This is a genomic window from Nocardia lijiangensis NBRC 108240 (assembly GCF_001613045.1).
Classification (GTDB): Bacteria; Actinomycetota; Actinomycetes; order Mycobacteriales; family Mycobacteriaceae; genus Nocardia; species Nocardia lijiangensis.
In genome coordinates, this window is record NZ_BDBP01000071.1 from 1 (window position 1) to 18,319 (window position 18,319).

The 18,319-nt window shown below is 69.4% G+C and carries 19 protein-coding genes and 1 pseudogene; 10 read left to right on the forward strand and 10 right to left on the reverse strand.

Features of this window, described 5'->3' with window-relative positions; translation table 11 throughout:
- The coding region (locus NL1_RS38240; protein WP_162272768.1) for a DUF8176 domain-containing protein at window positions 1-874 on the forward strand (874 nt) is incomplete at its 5' end.
- A 7-nt stretch (window positions 875-881) separates the two neighbouring features.
- Here the strand turns inward: NL1_RS38240 and NL1_RS24770 are convergent.
- Together NL1_RS24770 and aztA are read right to left on the reverse strand one after the other, a co-directional pair.
- Complete coding sequence (locus tag NL1_RS24770; RefSeq protein WP_156095027.1) at window positions 882-1,697, reverse strand: APH(3'') family aminoglycoside O-phosphotransferase; 816 nt, start codon at window positions 1,695-1,697, stop codon at window positions 882-884.
- Between the two features lie 4 nt (window positions 1,698-1,701).
- The gene (gene aztA / locus NL1_RS24775) at window positions 1,702-2,412 is read right to left on the reverse strand and encodes a zinc ABC transporter ATP-binding protein AztA (protein WP_067843969.1); all 711 of its coding nucleotides are present in this window, start codon (window positions 2,410-2,412) and stop codon (window positions 1,702-1,704) included.
- Window positions 2,413-2,451: 39 nt separating this feature from the next.
- Between aztA and aztB the strand changes: the two genes are divergently transcribed.
- The 3 genes and pseudogenes from aztB to aztD all read left to right on the forward strand — a co-directional run bounded on the left by aztB (window position 2,452) and on the right by aztD (window position 6,534).
- On the forward strand, window positions 2,452-4,434 hold the full coding sequence (gene aztB / locus NL1_RS24780; RefSeq protein ID WP_067843971.1) for a zinc ABC transporter permease AztB: 1,983 nt from the start codon (window positions 2,452-2,454) through the stop codon (window positions 4,432-4,434).
- A pseudogene (gene aztC, locus NL1_RS40290) lies at window positions 4,431-5,341 on the forward strand (zinc ABC transporter substrate-binding protein AztC). The gene aztB and the pseudogene aztC overlap by 4 nt, the downstream one beginning before the upstream one ends.
- A gap of 32 nt (window positions 5,342-5,373) precedes the next feature.
- The gene (gene aztD / locus NL1_RS24790) at window positions 5,374-6,534 is read left to right on the forward strand and encodes a zinc metallochaperone AztD (RefSeq protein ID WP_067843974.1); all 1,161 of its coding nucleotides are present in this window, start codon (window positions 5,374-5,376) and stop codon (window positions 6,532-6,534) included.
- A gap of 66 nt (window positions 6,535-6,600) precedes the next feature.
- Here aztD and NL1_RS24795 read toward each other — a convergent pair whose 3' ends face one another.
- The 5 genes from NL1_RS24795 to NL1_RS24810 form a co-directional block, all read right to left on the reverse strand.
- On the reverse strand, window positions 6,601-7,428 hold the full coding sequence (locus NL1_RS24795) for an NAD(P)H-binding protein (RefSeq protein WP_067843977.1): 828 nt from the start codon (window positions 7,426-7,428) through the stop codon (window positions 6,601-6,603).
- 104 nt (window positions 7,429-7,532) lie between these two features.
- On the reverse strand, window positions 7,533-8,012 hold the full coding sequence (locus tag NL1_RS24800; protein ID WP_067843980.1) for a MarR family transcriptional regulator: 480 nt from the start codon (window positions 8,010-8,012) through the stop codon (window positions 7,533-7,535).
- Between the two features lie 55 nt (window positions 8,013-8,067).
- Complete coding sequence (locus NL1_RS39090) at window positions 8,068-8,235, reverse strand: hypothetical protein (RefSeq protein ID WP_218024483.1); 168 nt, start codon at window positions 8,233-8,235, stop codon at window positions 8,068-8,070.
- Window positions 8,236-8,461: 226 nt separating this feature from the next.
- Window positions 8,462-9,211: an LGFP repeat-containing protein gene (locus NL1_RS24805; RefSeq protein ID WP_067843982.1), complete on the reverse strand. Its 750-nt coding sequence runs from the start codon at window positions 9,209-9,211 to the stop codon at window positions 8,462-8,464.
- A 270-nt stretch (window positions 9,212-9,481) separates the two neighbouring features.
- On the reverse strand, window positions 9,482-10,483 hold the full coding sequence (locus NL1_RS24810; protein ID WP_067843984.1) for an Acg family FMN-binding oxidoreductase: 1,002 nt from the start codon (window positions 10,481-10,483) through the stop codon (window positions 9,482-9,484).
- A gap of 171 nt (window positions 10,484-10,654) precedes the next feature.
- On the opposite strand from NL1_RS24810, the gene NL1_RS24815 reads away from it, so the two are divergent.
- The gene (locus NL1_RS24815; RefSeq protein WP_067843986.1) at window positions 10,655-12,055 is read left to right on the forward strand and encodes an amidohydrolase family protein; all 1,401 of its coding nucleotides are present in this window, start codon (window positions 10,655-10,657) and stop codon (window positions 12,053-12,055) included.
- A gap of 10 nt (window positions 12,056-12,065) precedes the next feature.
- Entirely contained in the window at window positions 12,066-13,013 is a 948-nt protein-coding gene (locus tag NL1_RS24820) for an antibiotic biosynthesis monooxygenase (protein WP_067843987.1), read from the forward strand.
- A 23-nt stretch (window positions 13,014-13,036) separates the two neighbouring features.
- Here the strand turns inward: NL1_RS24820 and NL1_RS24825 are convergent, their stop codons facing one another.
- A complete protein-coding gene (locus NL1_RS24825; protein WP_067843989.1) occupies window positions 13,037-13,390 on the reverse strand; it encodes a hypothetical protein in 354 nt (117 codons plus the stop codon).
- A 92-nt stretch (window positions 13,391-13,482) separates the two neighbouring features.
- A complete protein-coding gene (locus tag NL1_RS37830; RefSeq protein ID WP_156095028.1) occupies window positions 13,483-13,629 on the reverse strand; it encodes a hypothetical protein in 147 nt (48 codons plus the stop codon).
- Between the two features lie 284 nt (window positions 13,630-13,913).
- Here NL1_RS37830 and NL1_RS24830 point away from each other — a divergent pair, with 284 nt between their 5' ends.
- The 3 genes from NL1_RS24830 (at window position 13,914) to gnd (ending at window position 16,363) form a co-directional block, all read left to right on the forward strand.
- Window positions 13,914-14,195 carry a hypothetical protein gene (locus NL1_RS24830; RefSeq protein WP_067843992.1) on the forward strand — a complete coding sequence of 94 codons (282 nt, stop codon included), beginning with the start codon at window positions 13,914-13,916 and terminating at the stop codon, window positions 14,193-14,195.
- Between the two features lie 142 nt (window positions 14,196-14,337).
- Window positions 14,338-14,754: an organic hydroperoxide resistance protein gene (locus tag NL1_RS24835; protein ID WP_067843995.1), complete on the forward strand. Its 417-nt coding sequence runs from the start codon at window positions 14,338-14,340 to the stop codon at window positions 14,752-14,754.
- 163 nt (window positions 14,755-14,917) lie between these two features.
- Complete coding sequence (gene gnd, locus NL1_RS24840; protein ID WP_067843998.1) at window positions 14,918-16,363, forward strand: NADP-dependent phosphogluconate dehydrogenase; 1,446 nt, start codon at window positions 14,918-14,920, stop codon at window positions 16,361-16,363.
- A 10-nt stretch (window positions 16,364-16,373) separates the two neighbouring features.
- Here the strand turns inward: gnd and NL1_RS24845 are convergent, their stop codons facing one another.
- On the reverse strand, window positions 16,374-17,489 hold the full coding sequence (locus tag NL1_RS24845) for a serine hydrolase domain-containing protein (RefSeq protein ID WP_067844001.1): 1,116 nt from the start codon (window positions 17,487-17,489) through the stop codon (window positions 16,374-16,376).
- A gap of 172 nt (window positions 17,490-17,661) precedes the next feature.
- On the opposite strand from NL1_RS24845, the gene NL1_RS24850 reads away from it, so the two are divergent.
- Window positions 17,662-18,162, forward strand: coding sequence for a MarR family winged helix-turn-helix transcriptional regulator (locus NL1_RS24850; RefSeq protein ID WP_067844004.1), 501 nt, complete (start codon window positions 17,662-17,664; stop codon window positions 18,160-18,162).
- The last annotated feature ends 157 nt before the right edge of the window (window positions 18,163-18,319 follow it).

Genomic DNA, 18,319 nt, shown 5'->3' on the forward strand with positions numbered 1-18,319 from the left:
GGCCGAGCCGCCGTATGAGCCCGAGCCGCCGCGGGCCGCACCGCCACCCATGCGGCGGCCGCCGCGACGGATGGGCGAGTGGGCCGAATGGCTCGATCCGCCTGCCCGCGCCGAGGAACCCCTGGAGTCGGCGACCGTCGAGATTCAGGTCCCGGTCGACGAAGAGCCCGAACCGGAGCGCGACGACAGCGGGCCGTTCGTCCCCGCGATCGTCGACCGCACCGGCGGCAATCCCGGTCCCGCGCTGCGCCGTCCGCGCCCGCGCCAGCAGGAGCAGCGGGCCGAGGGTGGCAACAAGGTCCTCGCGGTGCTGATCGCGCTCGGCGTGCTCGTCGCGGTGGGCTCGATTCTCTGGGCGGTGTTGCCCAGCTCGGGAACTCGCCCCGCGCCGACGCCGACCAGCGCGGTGGCGGCTGCGGACGACGCCCCGGCCACGGTGACGCCGACACCGACGCCGACGGGACCCGAATCCCCTGCGGCCGTCGCGACTCCCGGATGCGTCCAGCGCCGCACCGGTGATGTCGTCTCCGGCACCGACGTCGGCGGCACCACCGACGGGCCGTCGGCGATCCTGGCCTTCGAACGCGCCTACTACGTGCAACGCTCGGGTCCGGCGGCCCGCGCCCTGGTCACCCAGGACTCGGCGGTCCCGCCCGCCGAGCAGATCCAGCGCGGCATCGACCAGGTGCCGGTCGGCACCCGCTACTGCGTCCAGATCACCCGCACCGCCGCTGGGGCGGGGGATGGGCAGTCGCACTGGGAAGTCCGGCTCACCCAGCAATATCCGGGTCAGCAGCCCAAGACCTTCACCCAGATCATCACCACCAAGACCGTCACCGGCCGCACCCTGATCACCGGCATCTCGATGGCCTGACTCCGCGTCAGCCCCAGGTGAGCGGATCGAGGTGCAGATAGAAGCGCTGCCGTTCGGCGTCGAGGTCGATGCCGTAGCGCTCGGCGAAGCGCCGGTCGGCGTCCAGCGCGCTCCGCTCGTCCGGCCAGGTCTCCCGCGAATTGGCCAGCAGCAGAGCGATATCGACGTAGCGGTCGGCCACCCCGAGCCTGCCCAGATCCAGGAACCCGGCGAACGACCGGGTGTCCAGGTCGAGAACGATGTTCGGCAGGCACAGATCCCCGTGGCACACCACGGATTCCGCGGATTCCCGCGCGATCCACCGGTCCACCTGAGCGGCCAGCCGAGCCAGCAGCACCGGCGGCGGCGTGTCGCGCTGATCCTCCGGAAGGAACTCCGGATCGACGGCGCCGCGGGCGACCACGTCCTGCGCCTTCGCGAACATCGTGCCGAGGCCGCGCTCGAACGGGCAAGTGTCCGTGGGCAGTTCGTGCAGATCGCGGACGGCGTCGGTCATCGATTCCCACGCGGCAGCCAGCGTCTCGGCGGGCACGCGGTCGGCGGGAACGCCGGGCACGGCGCTCGTCACCAGGCAGGCGGCATCGGCGCTCTCACGCCATTCGAGCGGCCGTGGCCCGGAAATCCCGTGGGCGCCCAGCCATTCGGCACGGTCGCGCTCCTGAGCCAGCTCCGCCGCCGAGGTCGCCGCGACGCATTTCGCGTACCGCGAGCCGTCGGTGGCGCGAAACACGGCGGCCCCTGACTCCCCGCCATCGACCGGTTCCCACTCGCAATCGGCAGGGAGGACCGGTCGGAATCGGGTCGGCGCATCGGACACGACCACGACGCTAGCAGCGCGTTCGCGACATCGAACCGAGCTCCGCGGTCGATTCCGGATCGCCCTCGGCGCGCAGCCTGCCGTTCTCCAGCAGCAGACAGTGCCCGCCGCGCAGCGCCTCGTCGTGCTGGTGGGTGGCGTGCACGACGGTGACACCGCGGGCGACGACATCCGGGAGCAGGTCCGTGATCCGTTGCCGCGCTTCGGCATCCAGTCCCGTGGTGGGCTCGTCGAGGAGCAGGAGGTCGGCTTCCTGGGCGAGGGCTTGGGCGAGCAGGGTCCGCTGACGCTGCCCGCCCGAGAGCGTGTCGAGCCTGCGGTCGGCCAGGTCGGCTATGTCCATGCGCGCCAAGCACTCCTCGATGACGCGGTGGTCCGCCCGCCGCAGTCGCCGCCATGGTCCGCGGTGCGCCCACCGTCCCATGGCGACGGTCTCCCGGACCGTGATCGGCAGCGTCGCGGGCACCGCGCTGTGCTGCACGACGAACGCGGTCCGCCGGATGCCGGGCCGTTCGATCGTCCCCGTCAGCGGCTTCAGCACGCCGGCCAGCGCCGCGAGCAGAGTCGACTTGCCGGAGCCGTTGTGGCCGAGCACCACCGTGATCCGGCCCGCCGGGATGGTCGCGGTGACGTCCGCCAGCGCGGTCCGCCCGCGGTAGCCCGCCGACAGTCCCACCAGGCGCAGGTTCGCTGGGTTCACACCGTGTCTCCCGTCACGCATATTGTAATGATAACCATTTTCATTCTATGGTGTCGCCTCATGGAATGGTTGATCGCCCCGTTCGAGGTGTCGTTCGTGCAGCGGGCTCTCTGGGGCGGTCTGCTCGTGTCCTGTCTGTGCGCCATCGCCGGAACGTGGGTGGTGGTGCGCGGCATGGCCTTTCTCGCCGACGCGATGGCGCACGGCATGCTGCCTGGCATCGCGATCGCCGCGCTGCTCGGCGGAAACCTGTTGGTGGGGGCCGCGTTCAGTGCGGGCGCGATGGCGCTCGGGGTGTCCGCGCTGACCAGGAATGCGCGGCTGTCGGCCGATATCGGGATCGGGCTGCTGTTCGTCGGCATGCTGTCGATCGGTGTCGTGATCGTTTCGCGCGCACAGTCGTTCGCCGTCGACCTCACCGGTTTCCTGTTCGGCGACGTGCTGGCGATCCAGGGCCGCGATCTGGTCTGTCTGGCTTTTGCGCTGCTGGCCGCGGCGGCCGTCGCGCTGCTCGGTCACCGTGCTTTCGTCGCGCTGGCCTTCGATCCGCGCACCGCGCACACGCTCGGGCTGCGTCCGAAGCTCGCGCAGGTGGCACTGGTCGCGCTGATCACGCTGGCTATCGTCGCCTCGTTCCACATCGTCGGCACGCTGCTTGTGTTCGGCCTGCTCATCGCGCCGCCCGCCGCCGCGATGTACTGGGCGCACCGGATTCCGGTCATCATGGCGGTGGCGGCGCTGCTCGGGTCCGCGGCGACGGTGGCCGGGCTGCTGATCTCCTGGCATCTCGGCACCGCGGCGGGTGCCACCATCGCGGCGTTCGCGGTGGCGCTGTTCTTCCTGTCCGCGGCAGCCTCCGCGTTGCGCGGCCGAATCCGGTTCTCCGGCACCGTGATCGGGCCACTGGCGGCGCTTGTGACCGTCTTTCCGCTCGCGGGCTGTGGCACCGAGCAGGCCTCCGGCGAATCCGAACCGGCGCCGCACGGCTACGTCGCGGGCGCGGAGGAGACCGCCGAACCACAGCCGCGACTCGTCGTGGTGGACAAGGATTCCGGCGCGGTGCGCGTCGTGGACCTGATCTCCGAGGAGGTCACCGACCTCGCGACCGCCGCGGGAATCACCCGGTTGGCGAGCGACGGCCGCTACGCGTATCTCTCGACCCGGGACGGGATCCGGATCATCGACATGGGGACCTGGCTGGTGGACCACGGCGACCACGTGCACTACTACAAGGCGCCCCTTCGTGACATCGGCACGTACCTGGGCGGACCGGCGCTGGCGGCGGCCGCGGACCCGTCGGTGGCCGCGCTCGTGCTCGACAGCGGCGAGAGCGTCCTGCTGGACCGCGCCGCACTGGACGCGGGCTCGGTGCCGGAGGGCGTCGTGCTGGCGGATGGGCCCGCCGTGCCGTCAGGCGAACACACGGTGGTGGCGCGCCGGTCGGACGGCCGGGTAGAGGTGCGCGGCCGTGACGGTGCTGTGGTCGCCTCGGTGGCGGAGACGTGCCCGGACCCGCGCGGCACGGCCGAGACCCGGATCGGCGTCGTCTTCGGCTGCGCCGACGGCGCTTTGGTGGTCGGCGTGCAGGAGGGCTCGGCCGTCGCGACCAAGATCGCCTACCCGCGGCCCGTTCCGGACGACGAGCGCGCCGTCGAATTCCACCACCGGCCCGGCAGCACCACGCTGGCCGCCAAGGCGGGGGAGCGCGGGGTGTGGCTGCTCGACATCCGCCGCGAGACATGGACTTTCGTGGACACCGGCCCGGTGCTCGCGACCACCACCGCGGGTGCGGGCGCGCCGCTGCTCGTGCTGAGCGCCGACGGCGTGCTGCACGCCTACGACGCCGCGACGGGTACCGAACTCACGCGCACACAGCTCGTCGAGCCCGGCTCCGCCGCGGGCATCGTGGTCGATTCGAGCCGCGCTTACGTCAACGATCCCGGCGGCCGACGAGTACTGGAGATCGACTATTCCGACCTGCGGATCGCCCGCACCTTCGCGCTGGATATCGCTCCCGCGCTGATGGTGGAGGTGGGCGAATGAGGGTGGTGGCGCGCGTCGCTGTCCTCCTCGTCGCCGTGCTGATGCTCGCCGGATGCTTGTCCTCCGGTGCGCAGCGGCGCGAGATCATCGTGACCACGAACATTCTCGGCGATCTGACCAGGGTGATCGTCGGCGACGCGGCCGAGGTGACGGTGCTCATGCAGCCCGACACCGATCCGCACTTCTTCGCCATATCGGCAAGGCAGGCCGCGCAACTGGAGCGCGCGGGCCTCATCGTGCACAACGGGCTCGGACTGGAAGAGGGCGTGCAGCGCCACGTCGACGCGGCCGCGCACGCCGGCGTCGCGACGGTGGCGGTCGGCGACCGGGTCGACCCGCTGGTCTATCGCCCCGAGGTCGGCGCCGACCGCCCCGACCCGCACTTCTGGACCGACCCGCGGCGGGTGCGCCGCGCGGTCGAGGTGATCCGCGACGAGGTCGTCGCGCACGTCGCCGGAATCGATGCCGCGGCCATCCGCGAGCGCGCCGAACGCTACCTCGGCGATCTCGATCGGCTCGACCGGTGGATGACCGAGCGATTCGCCGCCATCCCCGCCGAACGGCGCAAGCTCGTCACGAACCATCACGTCTTCGGTTATCTCGCACAACGTTACGGCTTCCAGGTGATCGGCGCGGTGATCCCCGGCGGCACCACGCTCGCCTCCCCTCCCCCGCGGATCTGGCCGGGCTCGCCGAAGCCGTTCGGGCAGCGGGCGTCGGCGCGATCTTCGCCGACTCCGCCCAGCCGGACCGCCTCGCGCGCGTACTCGCCGAACAGGCCGGGGTCCACGTCCGGGTCGTTCCGCTGCACTCGGAATCGCTCACCGGACCGGGCGGCGGCGCCGAGACCTACCTGGCGATGATGCGCGCCAACACCGAGGCCATTGCGCGCGGACTGGCCCCGTGAACGCAGAGTTACAACGAAAAAGGGAGCACCACATGCACTTTCGGTCCCAGGCCCGCACTGCGCTCGCGCTGTCGGGTCTGCTCACCGCGGCCGTCGCGCTGGCCGGATGCGGCTCGGACGACGCCGAGTCCGCGGGCGAACAGATCGCCGAGCCGATCGCGGTCACCTACGACGGCGGCATCCACGTGCTCGACGGCGCAACGCTAGAGCTGCGGGGTAGCACCGCAGTCGACGGATTCAACCGGCTGAACCCGGCGGGCGACGAGCGGCATCTTCTCGTCTCCCACAAGGACGCTTTCCGCGTCTACGACGCCACCGCAGCCGAGTTCACCGACATCGAATTCCCGGGCGTCGAACCGGGACACGTCGTCCAGCACGCCGGGCGCACCGTGCTGTTCGCCGATGGCACCGGCGAGGTCACCTCGTTCGATCCGATGCTGCTGTCCGACGGAAAGCCCGCCACCGAGGTGTATCGGGCGGCCGCGCCGCACCACGGCGTCGCGATCGAGCTGGCGAACGGTTCGCTGGTCGTCACGCTCGGCACCGAGGAGAAGCGCACCGGCATCGCCGTGCTGGACGAGCAGCGCAAGGAGATCGCCCGCAACGAGGACTGCCCCGGCGTACACGGCGAAGCCACCGCCAAGGGTGACACCGTGATCGTGGGCTGCCAGACCGGCGCGCTGGTCTACCGCGACGGCGTCATCACCAAGGTCGCCGCCCCGACCCCGTACGGCCGCATCGGCAACCAGGCGGGCAGCTCCGAATCGACCATCGTGCTCGGCGACTACAAGAAGGACAAAGACGCGGAACTGGAACGGCCGCAGCAGGTCTCGCTGATCGACACGGTCACCGGCACGCTGCGCCTCGTCGACATCGGCACCAGCTACACATTCCGTTCGCTGGGCCGCGGTCCGCAGGGCGAGGCGCTGGTGCTCGGCACCGACGGCCGCATCCACGTCATCGACCCGGCGGCAGGCACGGTCACCCGGACCATCCCGGTCATCGACGCCTGGCAGGAGCCGTTGAAGTGGCAGCAGGCACGCCCGGCCCTGTTCGTCCGCGGCGCCATCGCCTACGTCTCGGACCCGGCCACCAAGAAGGTGCACCGCGTCGACCTGGCGACCGGGACGGTCGCCGCGTCCGTCACCCTGCCGGACAGCCCGAACGAGCTGAGCGGCGTTGTGACCCACTGATTGCGGATCCCGTGCCGCTGCCGCTGACCGCGTGGGTCGGCGGCAGCCTCGATCTCTGTTATAGCGTCACGACCACTCCGCCCGGTGATCGTCGACCCACTCCGCGAACGAGCGGGCGGGTCGCCCCAGGACCGTCGCCAGCTCCTCGGTGACGATCGGTTGGCGTTCGAGTTCGCGAGCGTAGCGGCTCATCAAGGCGCGCACGAATCCCGCGTCCAGGCCGTGCGCGACCATGGCCGATGCGGCTGCTTCGGCCGGAACCTCCTGATACCGCAGGGGTTTGCCGAGTACTGTGCCGATGATCGCGACGAGTTGCTCCATGCTGAGCGCCTCGGGACCGGTGATCGAGAGCCGCCGACCGTCGAGTGCGTCGTCCACCATGGCGCGCGCGATGACATCGGCGACGTCTTGTTCGTGGATGACGGCTTCCGCGAACGCCGCGTACGGACCGAACACCGTGTCGCCCAGTGTGATCGGACCTCGCCACATCGCCAGGGTGTTCGTCGCGAACGAGCTGGGCCGCACGCTCACCCACGGCAGTCCGCAGGCGACGACCGCATTCTCCACTTCGGTGTTGCGATCGCCGTTGTACCGGGACGGCTGATGCGACGGATCGTCGTCGGCATTGATCGCCGACAGGACGACGACGCGTCGGACGCCGTGCTCGACCGCCCGGCGGAGCAGGTCGTCGATGTAGTTCTCGGTCGCTCGCGGGTGGACGAAAAGGGATTCGACATCGGCGAGGTCCAGTTCGTCGGGCGAGACCAGGTCGACGCCGTGGGGCAGTGCGGCGTCGGGCCGCCGGGAAACCGCCCGGACCGGAAGTCCTGCCGACATCAGGGCAGCCACCAACGGCTGGCCGATCACACCCGTGGCGCCTGTTACGAGATACATGAGGTTCCTCTCTACAACATAAGATATGTATCTCATATTATCTGGAGGCCGTAGGGTAGTTCATATGGTTTTCGTAACAGTTTTGGACTGGCCCTGAGGTGCGCTCAGCCTGCGAGTTCGTCGGCGGCGTCGCGGCCCGCCTCCGCGGCGTGGCGCAGGAATCCGGCGATCAGCTCCAGTTCGGCGGCCGTGTAGCTCTCACAGAGCGCGTCCATTCGGCCGGACATACCCGCGAACAGGTCGTACAACTCCTGATTGCGATCGCCGAGCGCGCGGACGGTCACCGCGCGCCGGTCGGCGGCCTCGGGGTCGCGCTCCCTGGCGACCCATCCGCCCCGCTCGAGCCGGTCCAGAATGCCCGTCAGCGTCGCCGGGTGCAGATTCGCCATGCGGGCCAGCGCCGTGGGCGTCAAGGGCCCGTGCAGGTCGATCAGATCCAGGCAGGTCCAGTCGGCATCCTTGAGTTCCACCTTGCCGCCGAAGCGCCGGTTCAGCAGGGCTAGCTGCGTATTCAGTTCGCGCAGCCCGCGTTTGACCGTCTGCGTCTCGCGGCGGTGCCGGCGTTTCGCGGCGTCCCTGCTCATCGCATCGCCCTCTCCTTCGTATGGTTTCCATATCATACGAAGGATTCTCCGAGTTCTATTCGCGCGCCATCAGCGACGCCAAGGGGACTTCACTGGACGACCGGCGCGCCACGAACAGCGCGAATCCGATGGCGGCCAGGGTCAGTGGCAGGCTGGCGCTCAGCAGCGGGGTCGGCAACTCGATCGGCGGCAGCAGTCCGACGACAACCGCAAGCCGACACAACCTGTGCGGCAGCCGCGTTCCGATGTCGAGTCCCGGTCGCCATCGCTCACGATGGCATCGATGCTATCCAGCTTCCGGCTGAATGGAACCTCCTCGGGCAATCAGCGCCTCGGTCGAACGATGGATGCGCCGCCGCGAATCAGCGCCGCGGCGGTGCATGTGTGCAGGCACAGTCAGGACGAAATGCTTTGGTGATCAGTAGATCTCGCGGTAAGCGAGCCGATTGTCAAGGCATCCAAGTGATGCGGCCGCCTTGGAAGTCCTGGGCCTTGCCGCCTTGGTAGTCGTATTCGTCGCTGGTGGGGTAGCCGTAGCGGCCGTTCTCGCCGCCTGCGCGGACCCAGTCGTCGCGGATGGCGCCCCAGACGGCGTGCGCGCCGGTGCGGGCGGACCAGTAGACGGCGCCGCCCTCGAAGAGGTTGTAGCGACCGTTGTCCTTCGCGGCGGTGGCTTCGTCGGTGAGGGGGAAGCCGAGGGCGCCGCCTTCCCAGCCGTAGGCGCCCCACTTGTCGCGGATTGCCCCGCCGATCCGGTGGGAGTCGGTGCCGAGGGACCAGTAGATGGATCCGCCCTGGAAGTGGTTGAAGCGGCCGGGCCTGCCGGGTGTGGCGAGTTCCCCGGTGACGGGGTAGCCGAGGACGCCGTTCTCCGAGCCGAGCGTGTCCCATTTGGCGCGGATCGAGCCGCCGACCTGATGGGCGTCGACCTCGGGGTGCCAGTAGACGGCCGCGTTGCGTTCGAAGGCTTGGAATCGTCCGCCGCGGCCGGCGTCGAGTTCGGGGGTGACGGGGTCGCCGAGGACGGCGGGTCCGCCCGCTCGGTCGTATTCGACTTCGATGGCGCCGCCGACGTCGAAGGGGCCGACGGGGCGCGCGGTGGCGGCGCCGATGCCCGCGGTGAGCGCGACCGCGAGTGCGGCGGTGGCGATGGCGCCGCGGCGGGCGGACGGGCGGCTGGTGCGATGTTGCCGAGCCAACTGAACTCCTTGTGGGTACTGGATTGGCGGACCGGAATCGCGATGAGCCCGGTGTCGACGTGCGAGGACGGCCCGATGGGCGCGGCCGGACGAGGCGCTACCCGGCCGGCGCGCGGCCGAAGCGAAGGCTGAGGCCTGCCCAGCGCGGCCGAGCCGGTGGCGTCGTCGACACGAGGTCCATCGGCGATCGGCGCGGGGCCGTTAGCAAACCTCGCGACGTTGTCCGCTTGGTCCGGTTCCATCCCCGAACGATGTGAGCGGACGAGCCGCCTAGTCGGTGGTGATCGTCAGGATGTCCTCGATCGGCAAACGGGGTGTCGGCGGCACGGGGTCCGGCTCCGGCGCCATGCCCACCCGGACGACGACCTGGGGCCGCAGGTGGCCGGGCAACAGTGCCGCGATCACACGGCGGGCGGCGGGCAACTCGGTGATGTGCGTGAGCGGGCAGGTCGAGAGTCCGGCGCCGGTGCATTCCAGCAGTACCGCCGAGAGTGCCTCGCCGGTGCGCAACCAGTGAGCGGGCCCGTCGTCGGAGGAGCTCAACGCCAGCAGCCGGGCGTGATCCTCGGCCATCGTCCGGCGGGTGCTTCCCGGCGCGGTGGGGAACTCGCGGCGGACGGGCACCCGCCCTGCCTCGGCCGCGGTGGCAAGCGCGGTCGGCGGAATGCCCTCGGCGGGATCGAAATGTCCGGTCCACCAGCGCAATTCGCTCTGATACGGTTGGTCGAAGCGGCGCATCGCCTCGGCCTGGTCGGAGGCCGCGGCGAGCCGCTCGCGCACCGAGTCGGGCAGGTCGTCGAGGGTGATCTCGCACGCGCGCGCCACTTCGGTCACGCCGGGCAGGAGCGCGTCCCAGCCGTCGGGTGCGTCCATGGGGAGCCGGTCGGAGTACCTGCGCCCGATGATGCGGGCCTGATTCCGGATGCGTTCGGGCGGGTCGGGCCACGGACGAAAGGCCAGCGCGGCCAGATAGCGCGGCCGCGCCGGATCGGGCAGGCGAACGACGTCGGTGTGCCAGCCGTTTGCGGCGAAGGCGGTCCTGGTGTGGTGCAGCATCGCGCCGCAGCTGATCACCTGCTGTCGACCGTCCGGATCGGCCATCGGAAGCGATCGGTCGGGGTCGCTGTGCAGATGCAGCCGCTTGCCGTCGAAGATCAGGCGCCAGGGCTGGGAGTTGTGCAGGGACGGAGCGCGGCGAGCGATCTGCAGCGCGGCGGTGACGGCCGCGACGTCGGGAACTGCAGATCCGGCACGAGCGTTTTCTGCGGTCATGCCTATCGAGTATGGCACGGCTCACCGCCACCGGCGGCCATCGCCTCACCGCGACCGAACCGGCCGAACCGCTGATCGCGGTGACGAACGCCGCCGCGACGCGCCCAAGGTAGAAACGCATTTTCCGGGAATTGCCCAATATTCGCTGGCCCACTGTGTTGTGCTCGAGTCGTGAGCCAAGTCCACTTGGGGCACATCTTCCACATCGCTGGACGACCACACGTCCAGGAGGCGGCCGATGCGCTGGTCTCGGTGCCGGACGGCGCTCTGGTCGTCAAGGACGGCCGGATCGCCTACTGCGGCGGCCGCGACGAGCTCCCCGCCGAATTCCGCGGCACCGAGCCGACGGACCATCGCCCGGGCTTCCTGCTCCCCGGCTTCGTCGACGCCCACATCCATTTCCCGCAGACCTTCGCGGGAGACGCCTACGGCGGCGGCCAGCTGCTCGAATGGCTGACGCGCTGCATCTACCCGTCCGAAGCTCAATTGGCCGATCCGGTGTACGCGCAGCGCGCGGCGGTCGCCTTCTGCACCCGGCGCATCGCCGTGGGCACCACCGCCGCGATGGTCTTCGGGTCGGCCTTCCCGCACGCGCAGGACGCGCTGTTCGGCGAGACGCGCCGCCGCGGCCTGCGCATGGTCAGCGGCCGCGGTATCCAGACCACGGGCGAGGACGCCGTCGCTCCGTTGATCACCTCCGAGGACGAGGCGATCCGGCTCGCCAAGTCGGAGATCGACACCTGGCATGCCGTCGACACCGGCGACGTCGACACCGCCCTGCTGCACGTGGCGATAGTTCCGCGCTTCTCGCTGGCGGTGACCTGCGAAACGCTGCGAAACCTCGGTGAGCTCTACGACTCCGTGCGCGATCGTGGCGTCTATTTCCACAGCCACCTCAACGAGAACAACCGCCCGGGCACCGGCGAGGTCGACAGCACCAAGCAGGCGTACCAGGTGGATTCGTACCTCGACACCTACGACGGGAAGTTCCTGCCCGGCTCGCAGGTGGGCGGCAAGAGCCTGCTCGGCAAGCGCAGCATCTTCGCGCACGGTGTGCACTGCCAGGACGCGGAACTGCGGCGCCTGGCGCAGACCGGCAGCTCGATCGCGCATTGCCCGGTGTCCCAGCAGTTCCTCGGGTCCGGGACCATGCCGTGGAAACGGACCGTCGCCGCGGGTGTCACGGTGGCGGCGGGCACCGACTACGGCGGCGGCGACGAATGGTCGATCCCACGGGTGCTCGCGGCGGCGTTCAAGGTGCACATCTCCGAACCGGGGGAGGGCGGGGTCTCGATGCATCCGGCGGAGATGCTGTTCACCGGAACGCTGGCCGGTGCGCGCGCCCTCGATATGGAGAGCCGGTTCGGGAACTTCGATCTCGGCAAGGAGGCAGACTTCCTCGTCGTCGATCCCACGGGCACGCCTGCACTGGAAGACACACTGGCGCAAGGGATTCGATCCGAGGATCCGGTCCTCGCGCGGGATCAGATGCTGTTCGCGCTGCTGATGGGGATGAGCGAATCGACCATCGCGCAGGTCTACGTCCGAGGTCGACGCATCGACGACCACTAGCGGCCCGCCGATGAACGCGACGACCGTCACCGTCTTCCACCGCCCCACGGACCTTGCGGCCTTCGGGGCCTGGCTCGATCGGATGAACGAAATCGCCTCTGTCATGGAAGGATTCGTGGAGTGTTGCCGCGCGGTGAACGATCACCCCGCCTTCGAACCCGGGTTCGGCGCCGTATTCGGCTCCGAGCGGCAGGTGCACGATTTCCTGGACTCGGCCGCTTGTTCCCGCGTGCTCGCCGAGGGGGAGGCGCTCGGATTTCACCGGAAGAGCTCGGACCTCGTCATCGTCGAGGGAGAGTTGCCGCCGCCCGGCGTCGGCGTGGTCCAGCACAGCGTCACCCGGGGCAAGGAGGCCGATTTCCTTGCGGTGGAAGCGGAACTCGTCACCCTCAGCGCCACCTTCCCCGGATTCGAGGGCGTCGCGTTGTTCGCGCGCGGCGACGCCGGCCGCTGGTTCTCGGTGCTGCGATTCCGCACGGCGCATCACCTGTCGAACTGGATGCGCTCGCCGGAGCGCGTCGCGACCCTGCCCGCGCTGCGCGCCGAGCTGACCGAGGACTTCTCCGTCGTCGCGCACACCACGCCGTTCGGATCCACGCTCCGCACGGTCGACGGCAGGACCCGGGTGACGCCCACCTGGAAGATCGCGATGCTGGTGCTGCTCGTGCTGTACCCGACGGTGATGACGCTGTCCCGGTTTCTCGGTCCGGTGCTGGACGAGAACGGCGCGCCGCCCTGGCTCGCGATGTGGCTCAGCCAGATCGTGAGCGTGGCGTTGATGAGCTGGATCCTCTCGCCCGCCGTCGCGGCCTGCTTCCGGCGGTGGCTCGATCCGGTCGACGGTGCCGGCTGGCGGGTGAGCGCGCTGGGAGCCGCGATCGTCGTGGTCCTCTACGGTCTGACGCTGCTGCTGTTCGCTTCGGTGAAGTGGCTGCACTACTGGGATTACAACCGATGAGCGCGGCCGCGCCTCCCTGCCGATCAGCGGGCCATCGCGGTCCCGCCGATCGAGACGTAGACGAGCATCATTACGAACAGGAACCATCCCGCGCCCTGCCAGATCGGCCAGACCCGGCCGCTGCGCCAGCGCAGATAGGTGATGACGAAGGCGCCGATTCCGCCCGCCAGCAGGACGACGGCGGGCACGAGCAGCACCGCGATGCCCGAGGCGGCGTCGCACAGCAGCGGACCGGACAGGCACTCGTCTCGACCTGCGGCCCAGACCGTGGCCACCAGCGCGACGAACGCCGCCGTGCCGAGGATCGCGAGGTCGTAGCGGACCGCTTGGCGGAATCCCTCGGGATCGGACCAGCGCTTCTCGACATCGTTCACCATCCGCCTGCTCACCTCCGATCGCGGTCACGGGCGTCGTTGCGCCCAGCATCGGGGTTGCCGGACCGACCGGTCTCAAACTCGCGATCGGCTGGTCAGCGCGTGGTGGTGAGGTCCGGCGGGTCGGCGTGGTGGTGGCGCATTTCGAACCAGTACGTGGCTGTCACCGTGCCGTACGCCGCAACGACGACGGATGCGGTGACAGCGAGTGCGATCAAGAGCAGTGGGAGCAGAAAAGCCATGTGCCCTCCCCGAAATCAGTGTGAGTTCGGCGTCGGAAGCGGGATGGCGCCGCGTCGCGCTCGTTCCCTGTCAATCCGCTTGCACCCTTCGAATCCTAGAACCGCGGGCTGTCGGTGGCACGGGGGCACCAGTGTGAGTCGAGTCATGTCGAATTCCGTGTGTCTGACACATCACATGATCTTGATGAGGTTCAATGGAAGGAGGTCTATGAGCTTTCGAAGTATCGCGCTCTCGTGAAAACGAATCCCCAGCATCACTCCCGTATCCGTGAAGGAGCACGCCAGTGAGCACGATCCTCTGCGCGCTACACGACACCATCCTCGCGCAGTACGACAATCCGACCCCGGAAGCGCCGCCGCTGGCGGACAAGCTCATGCAAATGGGTCGGTACTTCACTTGGCTCGTTCAGCTGTCGGGGATCACCGCCATCACTTACGGCGGTGGCCGTTTCGCTTGGGAGAAATGGAACGGCGGCGGCTTGCAGTCGCCGAAGATGATCGCCAGCGCGATGGCAGGAGGTGCTGTCGCCACAAGCGCGGGGACGATCATGAGCGCGGTGATCTAGCCGCCGGTCGGGTCGCACACCGCGGGCGGAACCGACTCCGCCCGCGGTGTGCGACCCTTTTCACATCCATATTAGTTGTGTGCAACTTAGTTGCTCGCTACTGTTCATGGGGCACGGCACGTTCATCGAGAAAGGCACCCCCATGAGCACCCTCTACACCGCACAGGCCACCGCGACCGGCGCCGGACGCGGCGGGCACGTCCGCTCCTCCGATCAGAAGCTCGACTTGGAACTGAGCATCCCGAAGGAGCTCGGCGGCGCGGGCGGTGCCGGCACCAACCCCGAGCAGTTGTTCGCCGCGGGTTACGCCGCGTGCTTCCACAGCGCGCTTCAGCTGGTCGCCCGCCGCGAGAAGGTGAAGATCGCGGACTCCTCGGTGACCGGCGCGGTCGGCATCGGCCCGAACGGAGACGGCTTCGGTCTGGCTGTCACCCTCACCGTCGATCTGCCCGGCATCGAGGCCGCCGCGGCGCGCGCCCTGGTGGACGCGGCGCACCAGGTCTGCCCGTACTCGAACGCCACCCGCGGCAATATCGACGTCGATCTCGTCCTGGCCTGAGTCGCGAGCACCGCGTCAGCCCTCTACCCGTGTCAGCCCCGCCGAGCAGCCATCCAGTAGCTTGGCACGCAGGGTGGCCGCGTCGCTCGCACGAGCCGACGATGCCGCCGCGGAACCAGTTTTCGCACACCCACCGGACCTGACGAACGAAGAGAGCTGATCGATGCCGACCTCTACCGCGCGTGCCCAGATCGGTGTTACCGGCCTGGCTGTCATGGGCAGCAACATCGCCCGCAACTTCGCCAGGCACGGCTACACCGTCGCGCTGCACAACCGTTCCGTCGCCAAGACCGACGCGCTGCTGGCCGAGCACGGTGGCGACGGCGATTTCGTCCGCACCGAAACCGTCGAGGAGTTCGTCGCGGCGCTGGAGAAGCCGCGCCGGGTGCTGATCATGGTCAAGGCGGGCGCGGCGACCGACGCCGTCATCGAGGAGCTCGCCGCCGTGATGGAGCAGGGCGACATCATCATCGACGGCGGCAACGCCCTCTACACCGACACGATCCGCCGCGAAGCCGCGCTGCGCGAGCGCGGGCTGAACTTCGTCGGTGCGGGCATCTCGGGCGGCGAGGAGGGCGCGCTCAACGGTCCGGCGATCATGCCGGGCGGGCCGAAGGAGTCCTACGAATCGCTCGGTCCGCTGCTGGAATCGATCGCCGCGCAGGTCGACGGCACCCCGTGCTGCACCCACATCGGCCCCGACGGTTCCGGGCACTTCGTCAAGATGGTGCACAACGGCATCGAATACGCCGACATGCAGCTGATCGGCGAGGCCTACCACCTGTTCCGCGACGCGCTCGGTTTCGACGCCAAGCAGATCGCGGACGTGTTCACCCAGTGGAACTCCGGCGATCTGGAGAGCTACCTGGTCGAGATCACCGCCGAGGTGCTCGCGCAGGTCGACGCGAAGACCGGTCGTCCGCTGGTCGATGTCATCGTGGACGCCGCCGAGCAGAAGGGCACCGGCCGCTGGACGGTCAAGTCCGCGCTCGATCTCGGCGTGCCGGTGACGGGCATCGCCGAGGCGGTGTTCGCCAGGGCGCTGTCCGGTTCCCGTGCGCAGCGCAAGGCCGCGGTGGGTCTGGCTTCGGGCACGCTTGCCGAAAAGCCCACGGACGTCGAGCAATTCACCGAGGACATCCGGCAGGCGCTGTACGCGTCGAAGGTCGTCGCCTACGCGCAGGGCTTCGATCAGATCGCAGCGGGCAGTGTCGAATACGGCTGGGATCTGCACCCCGGCGACCTGGCGACGATCTGGCGCGGCGGCTGCATCATCCGTGCCCGATTCCTGAACCGGATCAAGGAGGCCTACGACCAGGACCCCGCCCTGCCGAGCTTGATCCTCGCGCCCTACTTCCGCGAAGCGATCGAGACGGCCATCGACAGCTGGCGGCGCGTGGTGTCCACCGCGACCCTGCTCGGCATCCCGGTCCCGGCCTTCGCGTCCTCGCTGTCGTACTACGACGCGCTGCGCGCCGAGCGGCTGCCCGCCGCGCTCACCCAGGGACAGCGTGACTTCTTCGGCGCGCACACCTACGAGCGCATCGACGCCGAGGGCAAGTTCCACACGCTGTGGAGCGGTGACCGCAGCGAGGTCGCCGCGGGCTGAGCGGCGCGGGTCACGCCGTGACCCCATCGTAAGCGGCCGCGACGATGTCGAGCGACCGGTCGTCGGTGAGCGATCGGTCGTCGTCGAGCATCCGGTTCATGACGTAGGACACCGTCATCCGCGCGTCCATGTCGACCCAGACGAGCGAGCCACCCCAGCCGCCCCAGAAACACGTACGGGCGCTGGGGGATTCGCCGCCGCCGAGACCGTACCCGAGGCCGTAACGCATCTGTGTGCCCAGCACGGTGTCCATGCCGCGGAACTGCTCGTGGACGGCGCGTTCGCAGCCTTGTCGCGACAGCAACCGCACGCCGCGCCAGGTGCCGCCGTTCGCCAGCACCGACTGCACGGCGGTCACCGAGCGGGCGTTGCCGAATCCGCCGACGGCCGGAATCTCGGCGCGCCGCCAGGCAGCGGTGTTGGCCGCGGCGGCGGGCACCGACGGATTGCCGGGGCCGCGCGGCGCGGAATCGTCGCGCCCCGGGCTTGCGGGCGGCGCGATGATCGGTGCCACGCGGTGGTCGTGCTCCGAGGGCAACCCGATGTGGAAGTCGGCCCCCAGCGGCCCGGCGATCTGCTCGGCGAAGAAGACGCCCAGACTGCGACCGGTGATCCGCCGGACGATCTCGCCGACCAGATAACCCTGGGTGAGCCCGTGGTAGCCGGCCGCAGACCCTGGCGACCAGCGGAGAGGTTGCGCCGCAAGCCGTGCCGTCGCGGTCGACCAATCGTAGAGATCTTCCACCGTCATCGGCTCGTCCCAGGTCGGCAGGCCCGCGGTATGCGAGAGCACGTGCCGCACCAGCACGCATTCCTTGCCCGCGGCGCCGAATTCGGGCCAGTACTCGGCCACCGGCGCCGCCGGATCGAGGTCGCCGCGGTCCGCGAGGACCAGCGCGCACAGCGCTGTCATGGTTTTGGTCGTCGACCAGACGTTGGTGATGGTGTCGCGCTGCCACCGCGCGGTGCGCGACTCGTCGGTATATCCGCCCCAGATGTCGACCACGAGCTCGTCGCCCACCGACACCGCCACCGAGGCGCCCACGTCGTCGCGGTCCAACGATGCCGCCAAAGTGTCTGCCACCGTGCCGAATTCGCTCGCGCACCGCCCGTGGATCTCAGCCATACGGGGCAAGCTAATCCGGGACGTCCGCCCGAGCCACCGATTTTCGCGCGCGCCGGTCGAGACGGCCTGAATGCTTCGGTCACGGAACAGAGATCCGGGATCCGGTCGGGCGGCCGCGGTCACGGAACATACGACGGTTCACGAAGGACTCGCACTCTCGTACAGTGCAGATATGCCCGAAGAAGCGCATACAGGCACGGTCGAGGTCGCCGCCGCGGGCACCGATGACGTGCTCTCGCTCGCGGCCCAGCTGTGCTTTGCCCTGTATTCGACCTCGCGCTCGATGACCGCCGCCTACCGGCCGTATCTCGACGCCATGCAGGTCACCTACCCGCAGTACCTCACGTTGGTCGCGCTCTGGGAGAACCCGGAGATGACGATGAAGCAGCTCGCCGATCGACTACGGCTCGACTACGGCACCGTGTCTCCACTCGTGCAGCGGCTCCAGACCCGCGGCCTGGTCGAGAGCATCCGCTGTTCGCACGACCGGCGGGCGGTGCAGCTGCAGGCCACCGCGGCGGGGCTCGCGCTGGAGCAGCAGGCCAGGCAGATGATCGCCGCGGTGCTTGCGGAGGTCGGCTATTCGATCGAGACGGTGACAGAGCTGCGCGACCAGGTCAACGCCCTCGGCGCCCGGCTCGACACCATCGTCGCCGAACGATCCGCGCGCTGACCGTCGCTCGGATCGCTGGGCTCGGCTACGCGTCCGCGTCTTGGAACTCGTGCCGGGTGATGAGGATGCCGGATGAGAGTGCTTGTCATCCGGGATCCTGCATCGTTCCTAGCGGAACAAGGCCCTGTCGAGACCTGGGCCGAGACGGACGGCCTCG